This is a genomic window from Hominilimicola fabiformis (genome assembly GCF_020687385.1).
Lineage (GTDB): Bacteria > Bacillota > Clostridia > UBA1381 > UBA1381 > Hominilimicola > Hominilimicola fabiformis.
In genome coordinates this window covers 25,946-48,561 of the sequence record NZ_JAJEQM010000009.1, presented here as the reverse complement: position 1 = coordinate 48,561, position 22,616 = coordinate 25,946, and the positions used below count along the sequence as shown (strand labels likewise).

10 protein-coding genes are annotated in these 22,616 nt (G+C 36.1%); 2 read left to right on the top strand and 8 right to left on the bottom strand.

Annotation, left to right across the window (positions count from 1 at the left end; all coding sequences use genetic code 11):
• Positions 1–62 precede the first annotated feature (62 nt).
• From LKE05_RS07675 to LKE05_RS07645, 7 genes are all read right to left on the bottom strand, one after another.
• Positions 63–3,077, bottom strand: a complete 3,015-nt coding sequence (locus LKE05_RS07675) for a hypothetical protein (protein WP_147514795.1) — start codon at positions 3,075–3,077, stop codon at positions 63–65.
• Between the two features lie 13 nt (positions 3,078–3,090).
• Entirely contained in the window at positions 3,091–8,751 is a 5,661-nt protein-coding gene (locus tag LKE05_RS07670; RefSeq protein WP_308456440.1) for an S-layer homology domain-containing protein, read from the bottom strand.
• Positions 8,752–8,765: 14 nt separating this feature from the next.
• Positions 8,766–11,315 carry a cellulase family glycosylhydrolase gene (locus LKE05_RS07665; RefSeq protein ID WP_022229585.1) on the bottom strand — a complete coding sequence of 850 codons (2,550 nt, stop codon included), beginning with the start codon at positions 11,313–11,315 and terminating at the stop codon, positions 8,766–8,768.
• A gap of 30 nt (positions 11,316–11,345) precedes the next feature.
• Positions 11,346–12,299: a carbohydrate ABC transporter permease gene (locus tag LKE05_RS07660; RefSeq protein ID WP_022229584.1), complete on the bottom strand. Its 954-nt coding sequence runs from the start codon at positions 12,297–12,299 to the stop codon at positions 11,346–11,348.
• Between the two features lie 14 nt (positions 12,300–12,313).
• Positions 12,314–13,189: an ABC transporter permease gene (locus LKE05_RS07655; protein ID WP_117966605.1), complete on the bottom strand. Its 876-nt coding sequence runs from the start codon at positions 13,187–13,189 to the stop codon at positions 12,314–12,316.
• A gap of 189 nt (positions 13,190–13,378) precedes the next feature.
• Positions 13,379–15,595 (bottom strand): CIA30 family protein, encoded by a 2,217-nt coding sequence (locus tag LKE05_RS07650; protein WP_022229582.1) that lies wholly within the window; start codon positions 15,593–15,595, stop codon positions 13,379–13,381.
• Positions 15,596–15,673: 78 nt separating this feature from the next.
• Positions 15,674–17,161, bottom strand: a complete 1,488-nt coding sequence (locus tag LKE05_RS07645) for an ABC transporter substrate-binding protein (RefSeq protein ID WP_308456438.1) — start codon at positions 17,159–17,161, stop codon at positions 15,674–15,676.
• Positions 17,162–17,409: 248 nt separating this feature from the next.
• On the opposite strand from LKE05_RS07645, the gene LKE05_RS07640 reads away from it, so the two are divergent.
• Positions 17,410–18,984 carry a response regulator gene (locus tag LKE05_RS07640; RefSeq protein WP_147514798.1) on the top strand — a complete coding sequence of 525 codons (1,575 nt, stop codon included), beginning with the start codon at positions 17,410–17,412 and terminating at the stop codon, positions 18,982–18,984.
• Positions 18,985–19,377: 393 nt separating this feature from the next.
• Here LKE05_RS07640 and LKE05_RS07635 read toward each other — a convergent pair whose 3' ends face one another.
• The gene (locus tag LKE05_RS07635) at positions 19,378–20,535 is read right to left on the bottom strand and encodes an extracellular solute-binding protein (RefSeq protein ID WP_147514799.1); all 1,158 of its coding nucleotides are present in this window, start codon (positions 20,533–20,535) and stop codon (positions 19,378–19,380) included.
• 292 nt (positions 20,536–20,827) lie between these two features.
• Here LKE05_RS07635 and LKE05_RS07630 point away from each other — a divergent pair, with 292 nt between their 5' ends.
• Entirely contained in the window at positions 20,828–22,594 is a 1,767-nt protein-coding gene (locus LKE05_RS07630) for a cache domain-containing sensor histidine kinase (protein ID WP_308456437.1), read from the top strand.
• Positions 22,595–22,616: the final 22 nt, after the last annotated feature.

Genomic DNA, 22,616 nt, shown 5'->3' with positions numbered 1-22,616 from the left:
TCTGTAGATAAGTCAGTCTCTCATTTGTTGTGTTCGATTTATGCAGTAGATAAAAGGAGCTTTTATCCAGCCCTTTTTATTATAATTAGTTGACGCTGTTTACCGCCTTCGGTATGAAGGATTACCTTTGATGCTGCCTCTCCGGCACTCTGCTCTGCGAGCAAATCATCCTCTGTGGGAACATATATTCTATTTGTAGTCTCATCAATAAACAACACATTATATCCCGAGAAATCAGCTATTTCAATTTTGTCTGTCTGTCCCAGAGCAGTATCAACCTTTGTTTTCAGAACAAGATTTGTTCCGTTTCTGTAAAGCAACGTACCATATACCAATCTATACATTGCACCGTAATTATAGCTACCAATGGCATTGTATATATGTGATGTATTATGGCCATTTTCAGCATACTTTCCGTCTGACACAGCAATCATTGTTTTATTTAGTGTTGACGGCTCAACAGTTTTTCCTTCTTCATTCCCTGTTTTTACATAATCAGGATTGTCTTCATCCTTCAAAGAGAATACCTTAACATAATCCACAAGCTCGCCTTTACTGTTTGTAACATAACGAATTATATCACCATGCTTTACTTCCGACATAATTTTTGAACCGTTAGGTCCATTATAGTAACGTTTCAGATAGACATCTTCTGCAAGGTCAACCTGCATTTGAGCATTACCCTGCCAGCCGATTATTCGAGTTACACTCTCATCATTATCATTAACTGCCTTTACTACTTCGTCCACTACTGTAAGTGGTACTTTTTTATCTATCTCAGGTATTACGTCACTTGTATAATATACTATTACACCTGCTGTCCGAGATTCATCCACGTTATATGCTTCAATGCGATTTTCGATTGTGTATTGTGTCCCGGTCTGCGGATAATATACCCAATCATCGAAATAGGTTAAATTTGTCTTAATATACTGTGATGTATCTCCGATATCCCCTCTATCGTTTGAAACAGGAACTACAAAAACCTTTGTCTTTGAATTTATCGCCACATTATTTCCGTTATCACTATTAAATGCAAGTGTATTTCTAAGATACATGCCTCCCGGTTTTATGGAAGATGTCCTTTTAGAAAAATCGTTATACATTGTCATAGAATTGTCATGGAATACATCATTCCACTCCGGATTTTCATTGTCGCTATGATATGGAGTATCGATATATTTAATCTCTCCCTCATCGTTGAGCTTATACATAATTGGGACTCTTACATACACATAACTGTCATCACTATAATCAGCCATTATCTTATATGACGAATCCAGTGTTGCAAGCGTAGACCTCTGATAATCCGCTGCTATTTTTAATGCAGTTATTATTTTTTCTGCACCTTTGCAAGTTAAACCATCAATTTTTGTACTTCTTGCAAGTTTGAATTCATTCATATCACCGGTATAAGGAAGTAGTTTGGCTATCACATCGCTCCTGTTATCCTCAATCCAAGCCTGTATTAAGAATCCATATTGTATATCGTCAGTTTTAAGCAAATCATAACCGGCTATCCTACCTCGGTAATCAAGATACACCGTATATTTATTTCCATTTTTAATTGCTTTTGCGTCTTTATAGTATTCAGCATTTGTTGAATACTTATATGTCCTGTCCTCAAATTTAATTTTAGTGCCATTAGTGCTCTTTACTACACCGGTATACATCAAATTGCTTACTATAATCTTTGTCTTGTTTGTTTCAATATCTTTAGCAACTGATAGAATTGAATCCTCTGTTATATAATAAGCATCAACAGGATTGCCCATACGGTCAGTCATGTCGCAGTCAGCAAAATTTACCTTTAATGACCCGTTTGGGTCATCATTGTACAGACCATAAATCATTCCCTGCGACTCTACAATACGTTTTACAACCATTATGTCATATTTGTATACAAAAACAACATCGTACTTACCATTGTTATCGTTATCCACTAATCTGATATAATCGCAGTTATAAAAATCTTCCTCGTCTAACGATTTTGGCGAAAATCCGTTAAGTATCTCTTTCGCTGATGAATTAAGAGATACTTTTTTTGTTTTATTGTCGCTATAGTATCGTATTATGTTATTTTCAACACTTTTAATATCTTCGCCGTCTATCGTTATTATGCTGTTATTTTTGTGATAAGAGATATATAAGAGAGTATTTCCTCCGGAATCTTCCTTTCGGTAATATGCCTCCACCTTACACGCAAGGTAATCATATAAATCACTGCGGTCACTGGCAAGAAGATAATCTCCTATTCTAATACCTTTATATATTGTATCACCACTCGTTATTGCATGCTCTGAAACAGATTCTACAACTCCGGTGATTTTATAAGCATCCTTGAAATACTCTAAAGTATTAATGCTTTTATGACCGTTATTTCCATATGAAATGTATACATCGGCCTTTATAGAATCATTAAGAAGAGATGCCGCATCAGTTCTTCTGATAGAAGCACTTCGGTTATCCAGAAAGTTCTTTGTTATATCATAATTTGCGGCAATTTGTATATACGCATTATCATTGCCTCCATACATATAAGCAATCTGCTTATACCCCAAAGCATTTACAAGTGTTCTGAGTGCATTATCAAAACTTATTTCATCCGTACAATCTATATTGAAATCTACATATCCCATACTTTTAAGCATATCATGGGCTTTTTCCCACATGTCTTCTTTGTTTGCATCTTCGTCATAAAATGAGTCACAGTTTATGTAGCGGCACACTGACAGAAAAAATTCACCTGCCTTGATTGGCTGAAGATATGAACCATCATCAATAGGAACCCACATTTCAAAAGCTGTAAGCTTTTTTACTGTTTCATCATATTCATTCTTACCCATAATGTACGTATCATATTCAATATCCTCTATGTACGCGTCATCGGGGTTATCCAGTTCATGCTTAGGGTGCGAGTCTTGAATGAGAACATTTTGTTCCTCATCGCTTAGTCCCGCATCATTATCTCTGTTGCCGTCATCATCAAAGTTTTCAGCTGAAAACACTGATATTGCCGCTGTAAATATTACACTCAGAGAAAGCATCAACGCAATTATTTTTCTTAATTTATTCATGTTACTTCCCCCTTTATCGTATTACTATTGCCGCAATCGATGGCACATCGTTATGTCTTGAAATAATCACTCTCGAAGCTTTTGCCTCTCCTGCAAGATTAGATGGAATTATATCATCAAGACTTCCCAAATGAACTCCTTCGCGACTGTCCTCCAAAATATATACACGATTATTTTTAAGATTGAAGTATCTTTCGCATTCCAGACTGTTGCTTCCTGCTGTTCCCGGATATGTCTGTATAATCATTGATGAACCTGTTATTGATTTTACAATGCCAAATTCCGTTGAATATTGAACACCGGTGAACCAGTATGGATTTTTGCCTTGCCATATACGTCCCGATACAACATCGGTATCAGGATTAGCAGCCATGTCATCAAATGCGATAAGTGTCTTTGCAGAACCGATATATGACTTTGTTTCTCCGTATTCATTGCCTCTGATTACCACATCGGGATTATCATTGTTATCAAAATCAAATATTTTATGATAGTCAACAATTTCATTATTAGCATTCGTTGCAATCCTTATAAGGTCTCCCTCGTCAATGGTTGATGTAACAGGTCCTTCGCTGCTATTATACTGTCTTTCAAGTTCTACTCCCTCAGCGGTCACAAATTCCTGTTCTGTACCATTGTATAAAAGAGTTAGTAAATAACGCTCGTCATCATCAACAGAAGTGAGCGAAACATTCTTAACCGCCGCCATAACAGAACTGTAAGTGAGCTCATTTCCTCCTGCATTATCCGAACGTATTACGGCAATTCCCGCTACCATGTCCTTAGACATATTATATAGTTCCACCGTACCAAAAGTTGCAGACTTCAAATCTTTAAATTGCTTTATCTCATAATATTGGGAGTCGTCCATTAATGATTTGCTCGCCGGAACATACATTATTTTTGTCTTCTCCGAAAGTCTTGCATAACCCGGGAAACTCCTATAGTTTGCATTATAGTATGTGTCAGAAAGGTCTGTGCTGCGGGTGAATACACTTGCCGTTGTATAAAGCTCGTCAGCATCTACATATTGTGCAGTTTTTACTGACTGAATTTCACCATTATTATTCAGCTTGTATCTTATAAGCTGATTAACTGAATCCGGGTCTGTATTTACATCCTTGAATAGCTTTTCAATGTCTGTATATTCATTTACTTTTTTGTTATTTACCTTTGCATTCCGTGCGAACTCTAATGTTTCCATATTTCCGGATGTAGTATATACTTTTAGGTATGGTCCATCGCTATGCTCTGCCGGAAAAGCTTGTGCAAGATATGCAAAGTTATTTACCTCATCATTGTCATCAAATTCGGCATATGCTATTCTGCCACGATGGTCAAGCAATACACTGACAGCATTTCCTACTGACAATAATGAATATGTTGTATTTTGTGCCGCAAGAATATCTGTCAAGTCATACTCCGCATCATCAATACTAACTGTTAAATTCCCGTTGTTTCGAGCAGTCCTCTTAACAACTCCGTCAGCTTCTTCCCTCGATATGTAAATTACAGCATTTTCTTTTTGTTTATCCTCGATAACTGAAAGAATATCATAAATCTTTAAATTTCCTATCGATGTAAACTTTTCGTCAGTGTCATATACAATTACAGTTTCCAAATCATTAAGTTTTATCGACGGCTGATTATAATAATCATATAATGTATTTTCATACGGTGTAAGCTGATTTATACAGTATATTGCTTCTCTGATTACATTTACTGTATCATACATTCCATCATTGTTACTGTCTATCAGAATAACCTCATCAGCGTTTTTAATGTCTTCTGTATCATATTCAGCAACATAATTGTAATTATACAAGCGATTTATTGTCTTCGGAAGTGTTTCTTTCTTCTCCGAGTTTGTTGTTTCATTTTTATAATATTTCAATACAGAACCATCAAAGTCTGAAATCAAGTCCTGCTCTAATGAAAGGACATTATTTTTCTGGTTCGGCTCAATAAATTTTAGAGTTTCATCATCTTCAACGTAAAAAGCGTTTACTCTGTAACCAAGGTATCTGTATACATCTTTTATATCCGTACTGAAACTATAAGAACCTATTCTCACTTCATCTGCACTAAGACCTCCACTTCCGTCTAATGTGCGAGTTCCACATACATATACTATATCATCAAGAGTAAGTATTCTATGATAATAATACAAAGGTGTTATATTAGAAATAGAGTATATTGACGATTTATCCAAATCATCCACAACCATATATGCCTTGGACGCCGAATCAAATATCTCCAATATATCCATAAAAGAAAGCGTATCATCAATAGTCTTTCTCAAATTCGGAATAATATCGTTGCTTACCGCTACACTGTAGTATGAACTGATATTACCGCCGTTCTCGATAGCATAAACATCATATCCCAGTACACGGCACATGATAATAGCAACCTCACCCAGAGTTATCGGATTGTCAGCCCCAAATACTGAGTTGTTCTTATCAATATAACCGTTATCATAAAGAAATCGAATTTCATTGTAATATGTACTTCCGGGCACCACATCACTGAATATGGTCTTGTCATCGCTTTTCTCATAATTTTTAGCATTCACAAAACCTGCCAGATATTTTGCAAACTGACCTTTCGTTACAATACCGTTTTCCTCGTTAGGAAAAGGAATTATATCCAGTGCCATAAACTTTCCGGCAAGAAGCATATATCTGTCACTGCCTGTCAAATTCGTATACGATATGTTTCTTGATTTCATAAACAGAGATACAGAGTAAAGTATCTGAGCAGTCTGTGCTCTTGTTGCATTTGCCCTCGGCATAAAGCTTCCATCACCCATACCGTTTATAAGTCCAAGATTTTTTAGTGCATACACGCTATCTTTAGCATAATCAGAAATATCACCATCATCTGTAAAGCTATCTATCGCAGCACCGTTCAATTCACAGTTTTCTTGCTTAAGATATCGTACTATAAGAACTGACATATCTTGACGTGTAATTTTTTCTCCCACACCGAATATATCTTCCTCAATTCCACTTACGATACCCATATCGGCAGCAGTATTTACATATGGAGCATACCACTTATTCTCATCCACATCACTGAACTTATTATCAACATTTTCCGTTTCCTTTCCGAAAATTCCAAGAAGCATCTTAACAAACTCCTCACGGGTTACGGAATTATCTGTGCCAAAGCTTCCGTCTCCGCGTCCGCTGATAACTCCAAGATTTTTTAATGAATTTATCGCAGTATACGCCCAATGGTCCGTATTTACATCTGTAAATATTTTATTGTCTTTTTCAGATGACACAGTATCATTTCCGGTCACTTGCGAAACTATCATAGATGTACTGCCTTTTCCCGAACCGTTTCCTGATACTGAGCCTATCCCGTTCGTTTTATTTGGATTTTTACTGATAGAATTCATGTACTCATCAAGCAATGTCCCTAAAGATGACAACGACTCCACTCTTTTTTCAGTTACATATTTATAATATCCTGTACGATTACTGGCACTAAGTCCCTCAAGGCTGCTATAACTGATATAAGGTGCAAGTATATTCTTATTTTCTGAAATAAGATTGCCAATCTCACCATAACCATTTACGCATCCAAAAGCCACAAGCAGAGCATTTTCATTAAATGCACTTCTCAACGATTCTATAGAATCATAATCATTTTTTGCCGTAGCCGAAAGAACATTGCTGAGTAAACTATCAGATGTTATATACTTTTTAAAATAATCGGTTCCTCCGTCAAGTTCAGCCAAGTCATTATATGAGGAATATATCTCTTTTAAAGTTTGAATTGAATTTGTTTTGTTTAAAAGCTTAACTACAAGTTCTTCACCGATGTTTTTTCGTATATCGCTTACTGCTGATACGTTTCTGTCGGCAACCGACACGGCTTTTGCAATTTCAGACAATGTTAATTCCTGTGACAAATAATTGTCAAGATTTATTATTGCCTTATATTTTTCAAAATAATTTGCACAATCAGATTCGGTAGTGCCGAGAGTTTTATACTCGCTTATACATGAGTTTATTTCTGTCTGCGAGGCATTATAAAATTTTCTCGATACTGTATTTCCATACGATAAAACCGCATATATTTGTCCATATGCCATTCCACCGGTATGAATAGCACTGTTTATTGTATTATTTTCAGTATTAATAGTATACGCACCTATATATTTATCATCTTTTTTAAACACAACAAATGCAGTTCCATCTCCTGTGACGGTTCCGTTTATGTTTATAGTTTCACCACCGTCAGAAGCTATTATATGACTTTCAAAAATCGTTCCGGAAGGTGCAGTGTATTGCATTACTCCGCTTCCCACTTCTATAGGCGGGCATAAGAGTTTATAATCGGTTTCATTATTAAAAATGTATATCTCTACCGAACTATCACTTTCTTTTTTGATGTTAAAATTAAATGTTGTTGTATCACCCGCACCAATACTGCGTTGCTCAGCAAAAGACGCACTTGTACATACTCCATCGTTGTTTTTTACAACTGCGAGAGCACATGCTTCAACGGAAACACTCGATGATTCATTTGTCACCGGTACACTTATATTATTTCCGTTTTCTTCAATATCGCTCACTTCCGGTTGTATACTGCTTCTGGCAGTGAAGTTTACATTATATGTTTTCTTTACTTTTCTGCTGCCTGAAGTGATTGTAATCATTCCGTTTCCGGGAACAGACTCAGGAGCGGTTATTTCATATGATGCACCCGTAAGTTCTTGGCGTGTATTGGTCTTTGGAATAGTAGGTGTCTCAACATCTACGGTTACATTTTTCTTAATATCCTCCGCAGTATATGACGCCGGCACAGGAATATTATTTGATGACGCGTTTTTGTCAAAGTCCTCGACTTTTACTCCCTTTACAAAAACTTCTGAAATATTTGCATTTTCAAAATACGCTTCTTCTCCGGTTGACGGCGGGGTTATTGCCTTTACTTCATCTGTAGAACGGTCAAAAAGTATTTCGTCAATCTTCAATGGTTCTTCCCACGGTGTTTCAAGTGTATCTGAAGTCGGATTAGCACCAAAATAATCTTTATACGGGAAAATTATTGTCATTTGATTAAGTGCCGTATAAATATCGCTCTGTATTCCTTGGTCCATCGTTACTGACCCGGACTTAAACGCAGATGTCGGTATTGTTATGTATTCCCATTCGCCGTTGTTTGGAAGTTGGAACTTTTTTGAATACTTCTTGTTCCCCTCTGTACTTGAATACTCCATGGCGATTTCAAGAACACGATGCTCTGCTGCACCATTCCCGTGGTCAACTGTCTGAGGTGTATGTACCCACATGGAAATATTTTTTGTATCTCTCATAAGGTCAAGCATTGAAATACTTTCATTAGCAAGTTCTATCGGCTCGCTCTTAAACTGCATTACAAAGCCATTGTATCTTTTTGATGGGTCGGAAATCTCATGTCCCGGATATGTTATCTGCATAGCATTTCCATACTTACCTGATACATAGCTTTTTTTAGTGCTTATAGTACCTCCGTTATAACCGTAGACCATACGAAAGTCAGAGTCACTTTCCATTGAAATCTTATAGTTATATTTGATTTGTGATTCTGTATCCTGTGCGGTTACAACAATGTTTACACCACCAAGAGCAATTACAGCGGCACATATAACCGAACAGATTTTTTTAATCATCCTCATTCTCTGCCTCCATTCTATTTTACTATCAGTTTATAGGTCTGCGGCTCAATACCGTTATTCGATACATCCGATACGGTTATTGTATATTCTCCCTTTTTATCCTTAGGAATGGTAAATTTAAAGTTACTATACGAATAATTTCTCCACGGCCAATGCGGATATGAAACCCATTTCGGATAAACCTTGTAAAGTGCATTATCAACATTGTCAACAGGCAATCCCTCAACCTTTAGTTCACCATTTAGCTCATGCTCCGTTTTATTCATAATATGAATTGAAATATGTTCTTCAATTCCTGCCTCAACCTCAAATGTCTTTGGAATTTGAATTGCTTTGTTTGCAGGATATTTTGTAACCAGTTCACCTATCGGTTCCGATTTGACCGGCGTTGCATGGCTTACTGATTGTCCTGTGAGTTTATCACCAATATTCGTAAAAGCAAAATCGTCAATCCAAAGTCGTCCCGAAGAGTTTAGTGTCATATTAAAAAGACTGATATATCTTACCTTGTTAAGATGAAGCATATCGCTCATACCGAGGTCGCTTATCCTAAATTTATACTGTTTCCATTCCGTGCTGTTGACATCGAATGCGATACAAAATCTTTCAAACTCACGTTTCTTGAAATTTGAACGCTGTTCATTTTGATTTGTACCTTTTTCCTGTTCAAAACGCAGTATAAAGCGTTGCTTAGAACCATCGCCCTTTGCCCAAAATGTAAAATATTCAGCATCGCCTATATCCCAAGACTTAGGGATTGTTGCCCTCGCCTGCCCTCCATACGAACCTTCAGGGCAATTATAGCTAAACATAACAGGATTCGAGCCTTGTCCCCTGCTTTCTTCAACTGCATTAGTAACAGTAAACGAGTCTGTTTCTGTGTTTTCATCGTCTTCCCATGCCTTCCATGTCATACTTTCCTTTTGGGTAACGCTCGATACCGTAAAAGGCTTTATTTCTTCGTATGGCAGTCCTCCTACTTTTATATTATCAATTATAAAACTGCCGGGACCGTCATCAAGAGATGTAAAGAGTACAGACTTAATTTGTGTTGTATCAAGTATCCCTTGCTCATTCTTAAACAAGCTTAATGGAAAAAACCAGTCCTTCCAGTTATCATGTAAATCCATCTGCATATAAGTTGTAAATAATCTACCATCTTTCAACTCAAGTCCAATTCCGATTTTACGCATATCACCGTCGCCTTTTATTCTCACGGCAAGCCATTTTGCACCGCTCAAATCAGTATCTTTATCAAAATCAGCAATCGCAGCACTGTCCCAACTATCAACACAGCTTCTGTCAAAATCAATAAGCTGACCTCTGCCTTCATAACCACTATCTGTTCGTTCTGTCCTTACTTCTTTGCCATACACTTTAAAGTCCACGGTATTATCGTCAAAATCAATAATATGTTCCCAAGTCGAAAGTGGTGATGGGTCGACATACTGTCTATCTTTTTCCTCCGGACGTGTTTCAGGCTCTTGAAGCATTTTATATTTCATATATATACCCGAATAATTTGATGGTGTAAATGTGTCATAGTCCATAAACATATTTGGATTTGCACCCGTGTGAAAAGACCATGCCGTATAGTTAAGTTCATTACGGTCAATAAAATCATGGATTTCATTCATCCATACATGTGGATATTCGCAAAGATAATTGTCATACCAGTCAAAAAGTCTTTCTCCCCAGTGTCCATATTCACCCACAAGTATAGGAGCTTCATCTACAAGACACTCTACGGCTTTTTCAACCGGATTATATTCCGGCTTCATTGGATAAATGTGTGTGTCATAGATTACACCGTTACCCGTTTTATCCTCTAATTTATAGCCATGTTCCATGCCGTTATATCCATCGCACAGACCGTCAAAATAGTATGACCAATCAAGACCGCCCGCAATTACAATATTTTTTGCACCCTTGTTGCGTATCATATCCAGAATTTCTTGATGGCCATATACACGCTGTGTTTTCTTTCCATAGCTATCGGTAGTTTCAAGCATACCGCCGTTACGCCACATTTCCCAGTCAATATCATGAGGTTCATTGAGCAAACCAAATATAACTCCCGGATTATTTCCATAAACCTCTACTGCATCATTCCAGAAATCCTTCTGCTGTTCTGTAATAGCATAAAATTCATGCAGATTAAGTATTACATACTTTCCGCGTGATGTAATTTGATTAATTACATTATCAACCATTTTGCGGTAATCACCATAACTCTTACCCTGATACCATTCTTGTCCAAACCAAAATTTAGAATGAACGCACAAACGAACACAATTTGCATTCCAACTGTCACAAAGAAGTCCTACTCTCTTCATAAGGTCATTATCTCCGCCTGTGGCCCACTGCAAATCCGGAATATTCGCTCCGGTAAGCCTAACCTTTTCGCCTTCAGCATTATATATGTATCTGCCTTCAACATGAAGCTCCGAGGGTAATATCTTTTGTACCGTTCCAATTTTAGCTTGTGCTGATTCCTGTACAAGCAACAATGACATGCTAAAAACTGCAACAAGTAAGCAACTAATAACTCTTTTTATTTTCATAGTGAACTCCTTATCCGAATAAATATAAAATTATTCTTTTACTGAACCTACCGTCAATCCTTGAATAAAATATTTCTGGAAAAACGGATAAACAAACAATATAGGTAAAGTCGCTATTATACAAAGTGCCATTCTCGCACCTTCCTTAGGAACATTAGCGAGAAGATTTGCCGAACCCATCTGAGCTGAATTTTCGGTCAAATTCTGAATATTTGAAATCATACTTTGTAGAAGATACTGGAGATTATATTTTTGAGGCTCTGTTATATAAAGAAGCGGAAGCCACCAGTCATTCCAGTAAGTAAGTGTTGCAAACAGTGCAATCGTTGCCAATCCAGGTAAAGATATGTGCAGAACAATCTTAAAATATATCTGATACTCATTTGCCCCGTCTATCTTCGCCGCCTCTATTATTGCAGTCGGTATTGACATTGAATAGAATGACCTCATTACAATTACGTGCCATGCATTCATAACATAAGGAAAAATAAGTACCCATATACTGTTCTTCAGATTAAGAATGCCTGTTGTCACCATATATCCTGCCACTGTTCCACCACTGAAAAGCATTGTAAAAAACGCTATAAATGTAAACAGTTTTCTGTATTTAAAATCCTTTCTGGAAAGCGGATATGCATATAGTGCAACCACCAATGTACTCATAAGAGTTCCTACAATCGTAACAAAAATAGTTACACCATATGCTCTTAAAATCGTTTCTTTAGATGTAATTATATATCTATAAGCATCAAGACTCCATTCTTTAGGAATAGCATGAAAACCAAACTCTGAAATTGCCGATTCACTTGTAAACGATGCTCCAAGAACCACGAGCAAAGGATAAACACAAGCTACTACAATAAGAAAAAATATAAAATAAAGAATAATGTCCGAAACTTTGATTTTACGTCTTTTTTTCTTAGCCGGAGCTTTAACTTCCGGCTGTTTGATACTATCTATGATATTAATTTCTTGTTTCTTCACTGTTATACCTCCTTTTAGAATAATGCGTTTTCGGGGCTTATTTTCTTCACAATAAAATTAGTTGTCATAACAAGTATAAATCCAACAATTGATTGATAAAAAGCTGCCGCTGAAGCCATTCCTACACTTCCCGTACCCGCTGACATCAACATATTATATACGTATGTACTGATAACATTTGTAGCCGGATAAAGGGCACCGGTATTTAACGGCACTTGATAGAATAAACCAAAATCAGAATTGAATATCTTTCCGACATTTAAAATTGTAAGAACTACCATAAGAGGAACAAGTGCCGGCAATGTTATGTATCGTATTTGCTGCCATCGAGATGCTCCGTCAACCTTAGCGGCTTCATAAAGCGAGGTGTCAATTCCTGCTATACCTGCAAGATATACAACACTGCCATATCCCGTTGTTTTCCAAAAGTTTACTATAACAAGAATCCATGGCCAGTATTTCGGATTTGAGTACCAGTCTACACCTTCTAATCCAAGTGCCGGAATAAGACTTCTATTTATCAGACCGTTCTCAACGTGAAGAAATGCCAGCACAAGAAAGCTTACAATTACGTATGATAAGAAATGCGGCATAATTACTACTGTCTGGCACAGCTTTGAAACTGCTTTATTCCTCAATTCAGAAAGTCCGATTGCCATTGCCACATTAAATACAAGACCGCCGAAAATAAACAACAAATTATATGCTATCGTATTTCTCGTAATAACCCATGCGTCCGGACTGCTAAACATGAACTCAAAATTTTTGAGTCCATTCCACGGGCTTGCCCATATTCCAAGATCATAACGATACTGCTTAAACGCAATTATAATACCAAACATTGGCAAATAATTAAACAGTATAAAAAATATTAATCCTGGAATGCACATTGAGAGCAAGGAACCATTTTCTTTTAAATCTCTTATAAGGCTTTTCTTTTTTTTCACGTCTCATCCACTCCTTAAAAACTTAATAATTGCAATGATTAAAGAGATATATAAATCTCTTTATCTTGCAATTATTATAACATGTACTATTTTTCATTAAAATGAGGTAAACTTTAAGCTAGGTGGTTTAATTTATAAAAAGTTTGTCACATTGATTATCGGGTGAAGATTTGTAAAATCATCAAATATAAACACTTTCATAGTTTGATGCTCAGCATCTGTAACATTCAAGTCAAGCATCAATTCACCGTCTCCGATTATTTTCTGCTCAGCCATACGAACTGTATCAATCACACCGTTTTCTTTATATACAGCTACAATCATTACCATATTTGTATCTTTTTCAATATCAGATGCTATCGCTTTTATTTTTATATCTCCATTTGTAAGATTAGTGATTTCCTTTCCGTCAATTTCCGCTGTTACTTTAACAGATGAAAACAGAGTTGTTTTTCCTTCTGTTTCCGACAGTGTCATATTATCAAAGATAATCTCACCAGTTCTCGCTATCTCTTTAAGTTCATCTGCACTCATTGCCTTTGTGTCGTCTGAATTATTATCAAGATTGGCATTCTCAGCCGCTTGAAATGTAACAGTGCCTATCTCAGTCATATTAACAGCATTTTCACCATTTACAAACTCCGAAAGCGGAACACTGATTTTCGCCCAATCGCCATGAGAATCAAGTTCAAATCTCCTCGTATAACGTGTACCACTTGTAAGCGTTCCATCGGCAGTGTTGCCCGTTGAAAAACTTATTTTTACAGCTCCTTTACCCTTATAATCAAAGTTTAGGTACTCAGCCCCCTTTGCACCGTTATTTGTCCACACTGCGGGAGCCGGCACAAAAATTTCGCCGGCATAATAAGTTGCCGATTGATAGTAAACACAGAAAGCCGTACTTCCATCAACTCCGCCGTCCTGCAGCCATTTTGCTTTTATATAGTCTTGATAATCATTCGACTTATTTTTGAATCCTCCCCATGTCTTACCGCTTGCGAACTTAGTATCCGCTGTTTCAAAATCCGCAACATACGATATTCCTGTCGGTTGAGTTGTCGCTTCCGGAGCAGCTGTCGGGGAAGTTGTATCCTGTTCCGCAAGCGTGATGTTATCTATTACTACACATCCTGTTACAGCTTTTTCTTCAAGTTCATCTGCACTCATCATCTTTGTTTCTTCAGCATTGTTATCGAGGTTTCCACTTTCTGCCGCAGAAAAAGCCATTCCTACCACATCTGTCAACGGCACTTCATTACCGTTATTTACAAATTCAGAAAGTGGCACACTGATTTTTTGCCATTCATCATTTGTGTTTATAGTCACTGCATGACCATATCGTATTCCGTTTACAACCTCGCCCGTTTCAAGAGATATTTTTATTTTTCCTTGTCCCTTAGCATCAAATTCAAGACACTCTGAATTTTTATTTATTGCCCATTCCTTTGGTATTGACATAAATATCTCTCCGGCATACCATGTGGCAGCTTTGTAAGTCAGTTCAAGAGCACAACCTTCTTTACCGTTTTCAGTTATTTCTGACTTTATACTGTCACTGTAGGTCTTATCATTGTTATTGAATCCTGCCCAGGTCTGCTTATGACTGAGAGTATAAGTATCAAAATCTATGGTTCTTGTTGTATTATCCGGTTTCTCTGTAGGTTCCGGTGTTGCATTTGGATTAAGAACATTCTCTCCGACATTGGACAACTCCATATTGTCAAAGATTATACTTCCGTTTCTCGCTTTCGCTTCAAGCTCCGCTGCCGTCATTGCTTTCGTTTCAGAGGCACTGTTACTCAAACCTCCGTTTTCGCCCGCTTGGAATGTCACGCAGCCTATATTGGCTATTGTTACAGGATTTCCGTTATTTTTAAATTCCGAAAGTGGAATACTTATACTTTGCCATTCACCGTTTGTATCGGCATTAAGTTTATAACTGTACTTTGTACCTTTCGTAAGAGTGTCTGTTGCGGCACTTCCTGTTGACAGGCTGATATTTACAATACCTTTGCCATTGTAATCAAAATTAAGGTACTCAGCATCCGCACCGTTTTGCCAAGCTACAGGAATTGGGAAGAAAACCTCGCCTGCATACCATGTCGCAGCTTTGTAGGTTATGCGAAGTCCTGTTGAATTTTCCTTTCCACCATCGGCTACCCATTCCGGTTTGACAAAATCACTATAATCGCCAGCTGTGTTTTTAGTTCCGCTATATGTTGTGCTATTACCAAATTTCGCATCTGCAGACTCAAAATCAGCCATATATGACACGTTTGTCGCAAAGATAGCACAGTTTATTGAAAAAAATATTGACATTGCGATAATTAATGAAACTAATTTCTTCATAACTAAATCTCCTAAATATCCCTCATATAAGTATAGCGGTCAAAGACCGCTATACTTATACCTAATTATTTGTTCTTGTTATTGCTTGTTCTTGTTCGCAAGAAATTCATCATACTGTTTCTGTGCTTCTTCAATAATTTTGTCAATGCCGGCAGCCTTAAGTTTAGCGGCATATTCTTTCATAATCGGCTCAGGGTCCATTGAACCCATAATTACCTGTTTACGATACTCGCTCTTAACTGTCTGACATGCCGCTATTTCCGCTTCTACCGCAGTATTATCGAATTTAAAGCCGTAATCGATAGGTTTCTTAGCCTCTGCGTTAAATGCTTTCAGAGCCTCAACCTTATCAGGGCTTTCTCCTTCTGTAAGATAATTTAGGAATACATTTCCCTGCATCCACTGATAACCTTGTAATGTATACGATGTATCATCCGGAATTGTTATAGTATTATCATCAATCTTGGTGTAATGTTTTCCTTCAATACCATAGTTGATAAGGTTGCTGAGAGTCGCATCAGTGTTAAGTAGTTCAAGGAAACGAAGAACTCTTTCCGGATTCTTTGATGTTCTTGAAACAGCAAGCATCGAACCTGTTCCGGCTCCATTATCCTGCCATATATCCGATACTGTTGATTGGTCAAGTTCAAAATCAAACTTAGCGGAAGTTTCCTTGGCCTTACCTGGTTTTAAGAAGTCCACATAACAGAAAGTTTTTCCGTCCTTTAATCTCTGCTCAAAATCTGTAGCAGTCATAATGTCTTTCTTTACAAGACCTTCGTTATAAAGCTTATTAGCCCATTTGCATGCTTCAAGATATTCCGGAGTTTCTACAAGATTTACAACCTTGCCGTCATATTTATCTGTATCGTAGAAAATAACGGCTGTTCCTGCGATTTCCTCGTACTTCATAAGAGCTTCAGGTGTTCTGTCACTGCCCCAGTCAATCGGATATTGCATATTTGGTTCATTTTCCTTAATCATTTTAAGCACCGGTAACAGTTCGTCAAATGTCTTAATATTATCCATATTGATATTGTATTTTTCGGCAATATCTTTGCGATATGTCCAGCCTCTTGAATCTGCCATTTCCTTATATGTCGGTATCGCATAAAGCTTGCCGTCCACTCTTGCATTGTCTGCTATTTCTCCAAGCTGCTCAATTGTCTTTGGAATATATGTGTCAATGTAATCATCAAGTGCAAGCCATGCACCGTTTCTCGCATTTGCCGTATAAGTAAGAACTCCGGGCGTTGTCCATGCAATATCAAAATATTCACCCGCCGCTATCATTGTGTTTAGCTGCTTGCTGTACTGATTTGATTCCAGTCTGTGCATTTTCAGTGTAGCGTTAATTTTATCCTTAAGATAATCATTAACAGCAGCCTCTACGGAAGCAACATCCTCCTGTGGCATACCCTGCATATACCAGTTGATTTCATATGTATCCTCCGGTACAACATTAGGATCTTCACCGCCTGTTGCAACCTTGTTTCCTCCGCCACAGCCTGTAAGCACACCTCCAAGCATTAGCATGGCCAATAATGCCGCAATTTTCTTTCTCATAATTTTATCTCCTTTCTTTTTTGATAACGGTTCAGACGTTTCGTCCTTTCCCATTATCAGAACATTTTATATTGGTCTTTCTTTATGTTTAACATTATACACCATAGTATTTCAAATATAAATAGCGATAAACTTTAAAATGTGCATATTTTTTTAATAAAATTTATATCATTTCCTACTTGAAATAATATAAAAATATGTTAAAATGTTATATAGTTTAATATAAAGATAAGATAGGATGGAGAATTATGAATGTAAAGTTGTTAATTTGTGACGATGAGAAGATAATACGTGAAGGACTTGCTTCACTGGATTGGAATACCAGAGGTATTGAGGTAGTAGGAACAGCAAAAAATGGTGAGGTAGCATTTGAGCTTTTTCAGAAAATGCTTCCCGATATTGTTATATCAGATATAAAAATGCCAACAAAAGACGGCATATGGCTTTCAGAACAAATTCATAAAATTTCGCCTAATACAAAAATTATATTTCTTACAGGATACAATGATTTTGAATATGCACAAAGTGCTATTAATAACGGCGTATGTCAATATCTTTTAAAACCGATAGATGAATTTGAACTTTATAAAATAGTTGACAAATTAACAAAAGAAATACACCTTGAGCAACAAAAAGCAGAAAAAGAAATTGAATTACGCAAAACGCTTAGAAATAGCCGTTATTTTCTATTGAATTATTTATTTAATCGTGCACAATACGGTATTCTTGATTTTGAACTATTTGAGATATCTAAAAAAACTGCGGCAATGACGACATTTGTAATACGTCTTGATACAGACAGTACCAACTACGGAATGAATTTTATGATTTTTGAGGCACTAATCGAACATCTTCCTAAAACAATAAACTTTATTCCCTTTTTTAGTAATTCGGACCTCGTATTTATTTGCTGCTTTAACGAACCGGAAGGAGAATCCGAGCAAAAACTTTTCTCTTGTTGTGAGAATTTGGGAGACTTTATTGATACTGAATTTAACGTTAATTATAATATAGGAATAGGTATCTTTACTTCGGAAATATCCGAACTTGAGGCAAGCTATACCTCTGCATTGCAAGCACTCGATTACAGTGACAGACTTGGACAAGGAAACATTATTTATATTAATGATATTGAACCAAAATCACAGCTTTCGGCATATCAGTCAAAACTGATAGAAACCTACATAAAAGCACTTAAAAACAACGACGAAAAGCAAAGCAAAAAAAGCGTCAAGGAGCTTTTCGACGTTATGGAACGTTCTGATATGAATCTTTATAATCAGCAGCGACGCTGTATGTCACTTATTCTTTCAATTTCAGATGCACTCTATGATATTGACTGCGATCCAACAATCCTCTTTAAAAATACGGATGCGTGGTCATTAATCAGAAAAACTCAATCTCCTGCAGAACTTAAAACCTTTGTTGAAAATATTACAGATGTTATAATATCATATATTGAAAGTGTTCAAAAACAAAAGGCTGCAAATATAATAACTCAAGTAAAGGCTCTGGTCGAAAAAAATTATGCAAGGGATGCCTCGCTTGAAACGGTTGCTTCGCAAGTGTTTATTTCACCTTGCTATTTAAGCGTTATATTTAAAAAGGAAACTAATATAACTTTCAAAAATTATCTCATACAGACAAGAATTGAAAAGGCCAAAGAACTTCTTGAAAAAACTGATTTAAAAATATATGATATTGCCGAAAAAGTAGGATACAACAACACCCGCTATTTCAGTGAGTTATTTCAGCGTATCTGTGGTAAAACTCCATCGCAGTATAGAGCGAGTCACAATCCATCTATGCCTCAAGACATATAGGGAAAACACCAACTACGTTCAATGTCATTAATTTAAGGCAAACAAAAAGAATTAAGTTTAGAAATATACTTGAATGTAAAATAATTAAAAAAGTGCTTTACTGAGGTGAACTCGAATCAGTGGTGTGGTCAAACTATTTTATTATGATAATCCAAGACTGTAACCACAATCACTATTTAAGTATCCGTACAACTTTTAACTTAAATTCATAACTATATTTTGCCACAAAAAACCGACTTCCAAAAGTTAGATTTGTGGTCTAACTTTTTGGAAATCGGTTCAATACCTACATGTTTCCAAACCATTTTCTCATTTTGTGCCAAGCAATATCATATTAACTAATGACATTGCGGCTATGGTGGTTTTCCTGTTAAATATCACATTAGTTTATTCTTATTGCATCAAATCCTCAAATATTTTTCCTGTATTCATTGACGTTTCTTCATTATTAAAGAATTTAATAAGTGCTTCCTCCAGCTTTTTTAGATTCTCTCCATTAATACTTACTGTTGCAAAAGAGCTTGAATTTTGTACACTTTGCTTTATTCCCTTCACATGTGGATTTGCATCTAATATCATTTCATCGTCATAAAGTTCTCTTATTATCGGGATAAGCGATGTATCTCTTGATAGTCTTCTCTGCTGCTCTTTTCCATTCATAAAATCAAGAAACCTTATTGCTGCCTCTTGATTTTTTGAATTTGAGTTTATTGCAAGGGCATAACTTCTTACAAATTGATTTTTATTAGGCAGACTTGCTACCATTATATTTCCCTTAACTGCCGAAGTATCACCATTAAGCTTTTTCCATAAAGAGCTGTTTCCCATCAACATCGCTGCACTGCCAATTTTAAAGGCGGCTATTGTATCAGTGTAATTTTCAATATCTTTGTATTCTTCAATAAATTCCTTATATAGATTAAGCGTTTCTGCATAGCTTATGCCCATCGCCTCTTTTATTTCTATAATATTATACATCATATCTTGAATATCTGAGGTAGTAAGTCCCAGTTTAATAGGTAGTCCGAAATCGGAATTACGGCAAAGATTTATAATTCCGTCCCATGTTTCAGGAACGTTATGAATCTTATCGCTCCTATAAAATATAACATCAGTATCCATTCCCACAGGCATAGCATAAAAAGAATCATTAACAGAAAATCTTTCCTGTGCGTCAATTATATATCTGCTATTATCTAATAAAATCTCTCCATCAAGAGCCTTTATGTATTTCTGCTCAGCAAACTCCTTAGTCCACTCATCATTAATCCAGTATATATCGATTGAACTGTCTTTACCACTTAACGCCGAAACATATAGCTGATGCCTCTTTTCTGTTGAAGTGGGTGCATCAATAAATTTTACTTGAATATCTGGGTTTGCTTCATTAAATTCAGCTATATTTTGCGTGAAATCTGAGATATAGTTTGGTTTTATTACTTTTAAAACAGTAACAGCCTGTGCGGATTCCACTGTTTTCTCCACTGTGCATCCTGAACACATTGATAACATCACAGAAGCAAGCAAAAACAAAATAAGTAATTTTTTCATTAAAAACACTTCCTTTATAAGTCTTGCTAATAATATTATACCCTAAATACTTTATTTAGTAAATAGCGGAAAACTTTAAATAGTGCATATTTTTTTGTATTACTCTGCCAAATATTTTTATGACTTGAAATTTAATATGGTTATGGTATAATTATATCATAGAAGTGTTTTTATATATACCAATTTAACTTTATAATGATAAAACGGATTAGCTATATCCATAAAAATTCATAAACTTTATATTTTCAGTATTTTGCAATGGCTATTATATTATAAAAAGGAGGTGTTTGTCATGTCTGAAAAGTTCAATAATATGTCATTTCGTACAAAATTGTTGCTTTCATATATTGCGGTTATTATATTATGTATCATTATTTTTGGTTTAACCGTATTTTCGAGCATTTCAAGAAGATTTGAAAATGAAACAACTGACAATAACGCACAGATAACAGGCCTCGCTGTCAATAATATGACAAATACCATGAATAATATTGAGCAAATTCTGTATAGTGTTCAAGCCAATTCGACAATTGAAAAAATGCTGACTGCGTCCAATCCTCCGTCTCCTTATGAAGAAATTGCCGCCATAGAACAAGAACTTTCAAAAATAGACCCCTTAAAAGCAACAGTATCACGTCTTAGTCTATATATTGAAAACCGTACATCATACCCATCTCCGTTTGATTCGAATGTGACCGCTTCCGTTTATTCCAAAAATGAGGTATGGTATAAAAACACAAAGGAACTGAACGGAAGCACATACTGGTGCGTTATGGATTCCTCTGATGCCAATGGCTTGTTGTGCGTTGCTCGTGCGTTTATAGATACGAGAACCCATAAAATACTCGGAATAATCCGTGCAGATGTTAATCTTTCGCAATTTACAAATGATATTGCACATATAAGTATGAACAATACAGGTAAGCTTTTTTTGGTATATGAAAATCACATAATAAACACGTGGAATGATAGCTACATAAACAACTTTGTAAACGAAAATGAATTTTTTAAAGCAATAAGTGCTGATTCCGATAAGCCTCAGCTTGTTCAGATAAACAAAGAAAAACATATTATAAACCATAGCCGGCTCAAGGACAGCTCTCTTATCCTTGTACGTGCTTCAAAACTTGATGATTTTAACAGTGATATACATATAATCGAAAAATCAATGATAACTACAGGAATTATAGCATTACTTGTCGCTCTAATATTCATTTTTATTTTTACACGTTGGCTTACAGCTCCTATAACAAAGCTTATAAAGCATATGGAACGCTTTGAAAATAACTATGAGCGTATACCGATAGAAATAACCTCTCATGACGAGATGGGCAAACTGGGTGAGTCCTACAACTCTATGCTCAACACCATAGATTCTCTCATAACCGATGTTGAAGATTTATATAAAAAACAAAAGATATTTGAACTTAAGGCTTTGCAAGCTCAAATTAACCCTCACTTTTTATACAATACCCTTGACTCAATTCATTGGATGGCACGTGCTCATCATGCACCGGATATAAGTAAAATGGTGTCCGCATTGGGAACTTTTTTCCGCCATTCTCTTAATAAAGGCAACGAATATACTACAATAGAAAACGAATTAAATCAAATATCAAGCTATGTATCTATACAAAAGATACGCTTTGAGGATAAATTTGACGTTGTATATGACATTGACGAAAATCTTCTGCACTGTACAATCGTAAAATTAACAATTCAGCCTCTTGTTGAAAATTCTATCATCCATGGTTTTGATGAAATTGAAGAAGGCGGTATGATAACAATACGCGTCTATTCTGAAGATGATTATATATTTATTGAGGTAGCAGACAATGGCTGCGGCACTGATACAGATGAGTTAAATAAAGCCGTTACTCGTGAATTGGACTACAGCGAACCAATCGAAAAATACGGGCTTACAAATGTAAATCTGAGAATTCAGCTATATTTTGATAAAACCTGTGGCTTATCGTTTAAAACCAATGAAACAGGTGGTGTAACAGCCACAATTAAAATAAAACGAAAAGAACACGAATATAAAACTATTGATTTATAATTTTGTATATGAGGAGCAACTG

Coding starts and splice junctions, on each gene's coding strand:
- LKE05_RS07675 (WP_147514795.1), bottom strand. CDS start 3,077: ATGAATAAATTAAGAAAAATAATTGCGTTGATGCTTTCTCTGAGTGTA.
- LKE05_RS07670 (WP_308456440.1), bottom strand. CDS start 8,751: ATGAGGATGATTAAAAAAATCTGTTCGGTTATATGTGCCGCTGTAATT.
- LKE05_RS07665 (WP_022229585.1), bottom strand. CDS start 11,315: ATGAAAATAAAAAGAGTTATTAGTTGCTTACTTGTTGCAGTTTTTAGC.
- LKE05_RS07655 (WP_117966605.1), bottom strand. CDS start 13,189: ATGTGCATTCCAGGATTAATATTTTTTATACTGTTTAATTATTTGCCA.
- LKE05_RS07650 (WP_022229582.1), bottom strand. CDS start 15,595: ATGAAGAAATTAGTTTCATTAATTATCGCAATGTCAATATTTTTTTCA.
- LKE05_RS07645 (WP_308456438.1), bottom strand. CDS start 17,161: ATGAGAAAGAAAATTGCGGCATTATTGGCCATGCTAATGCTTGGAGGT.
- LKE05_RS07640 (WP_147514798.1), top strand. CDS start 17,410: ATGAATGTAAAGTTGTTAATTTGTGACGATGAGAAGATAATACGTGAA.
- LKE05_RS07635 (WP_147514799.1), bottom strand. CDS start 20,535: ATGAAAAAATTACTTATTTTGTTTTTGCTTGCTTCTGTGATGTTATCA.
- LKE05_RS07630 (WP_308456437.1), top strand. CDS start 20,828: ATGTCTGAAAAGTTCAATAATATGTCATTTCGTACAAAATTGTTGCTT.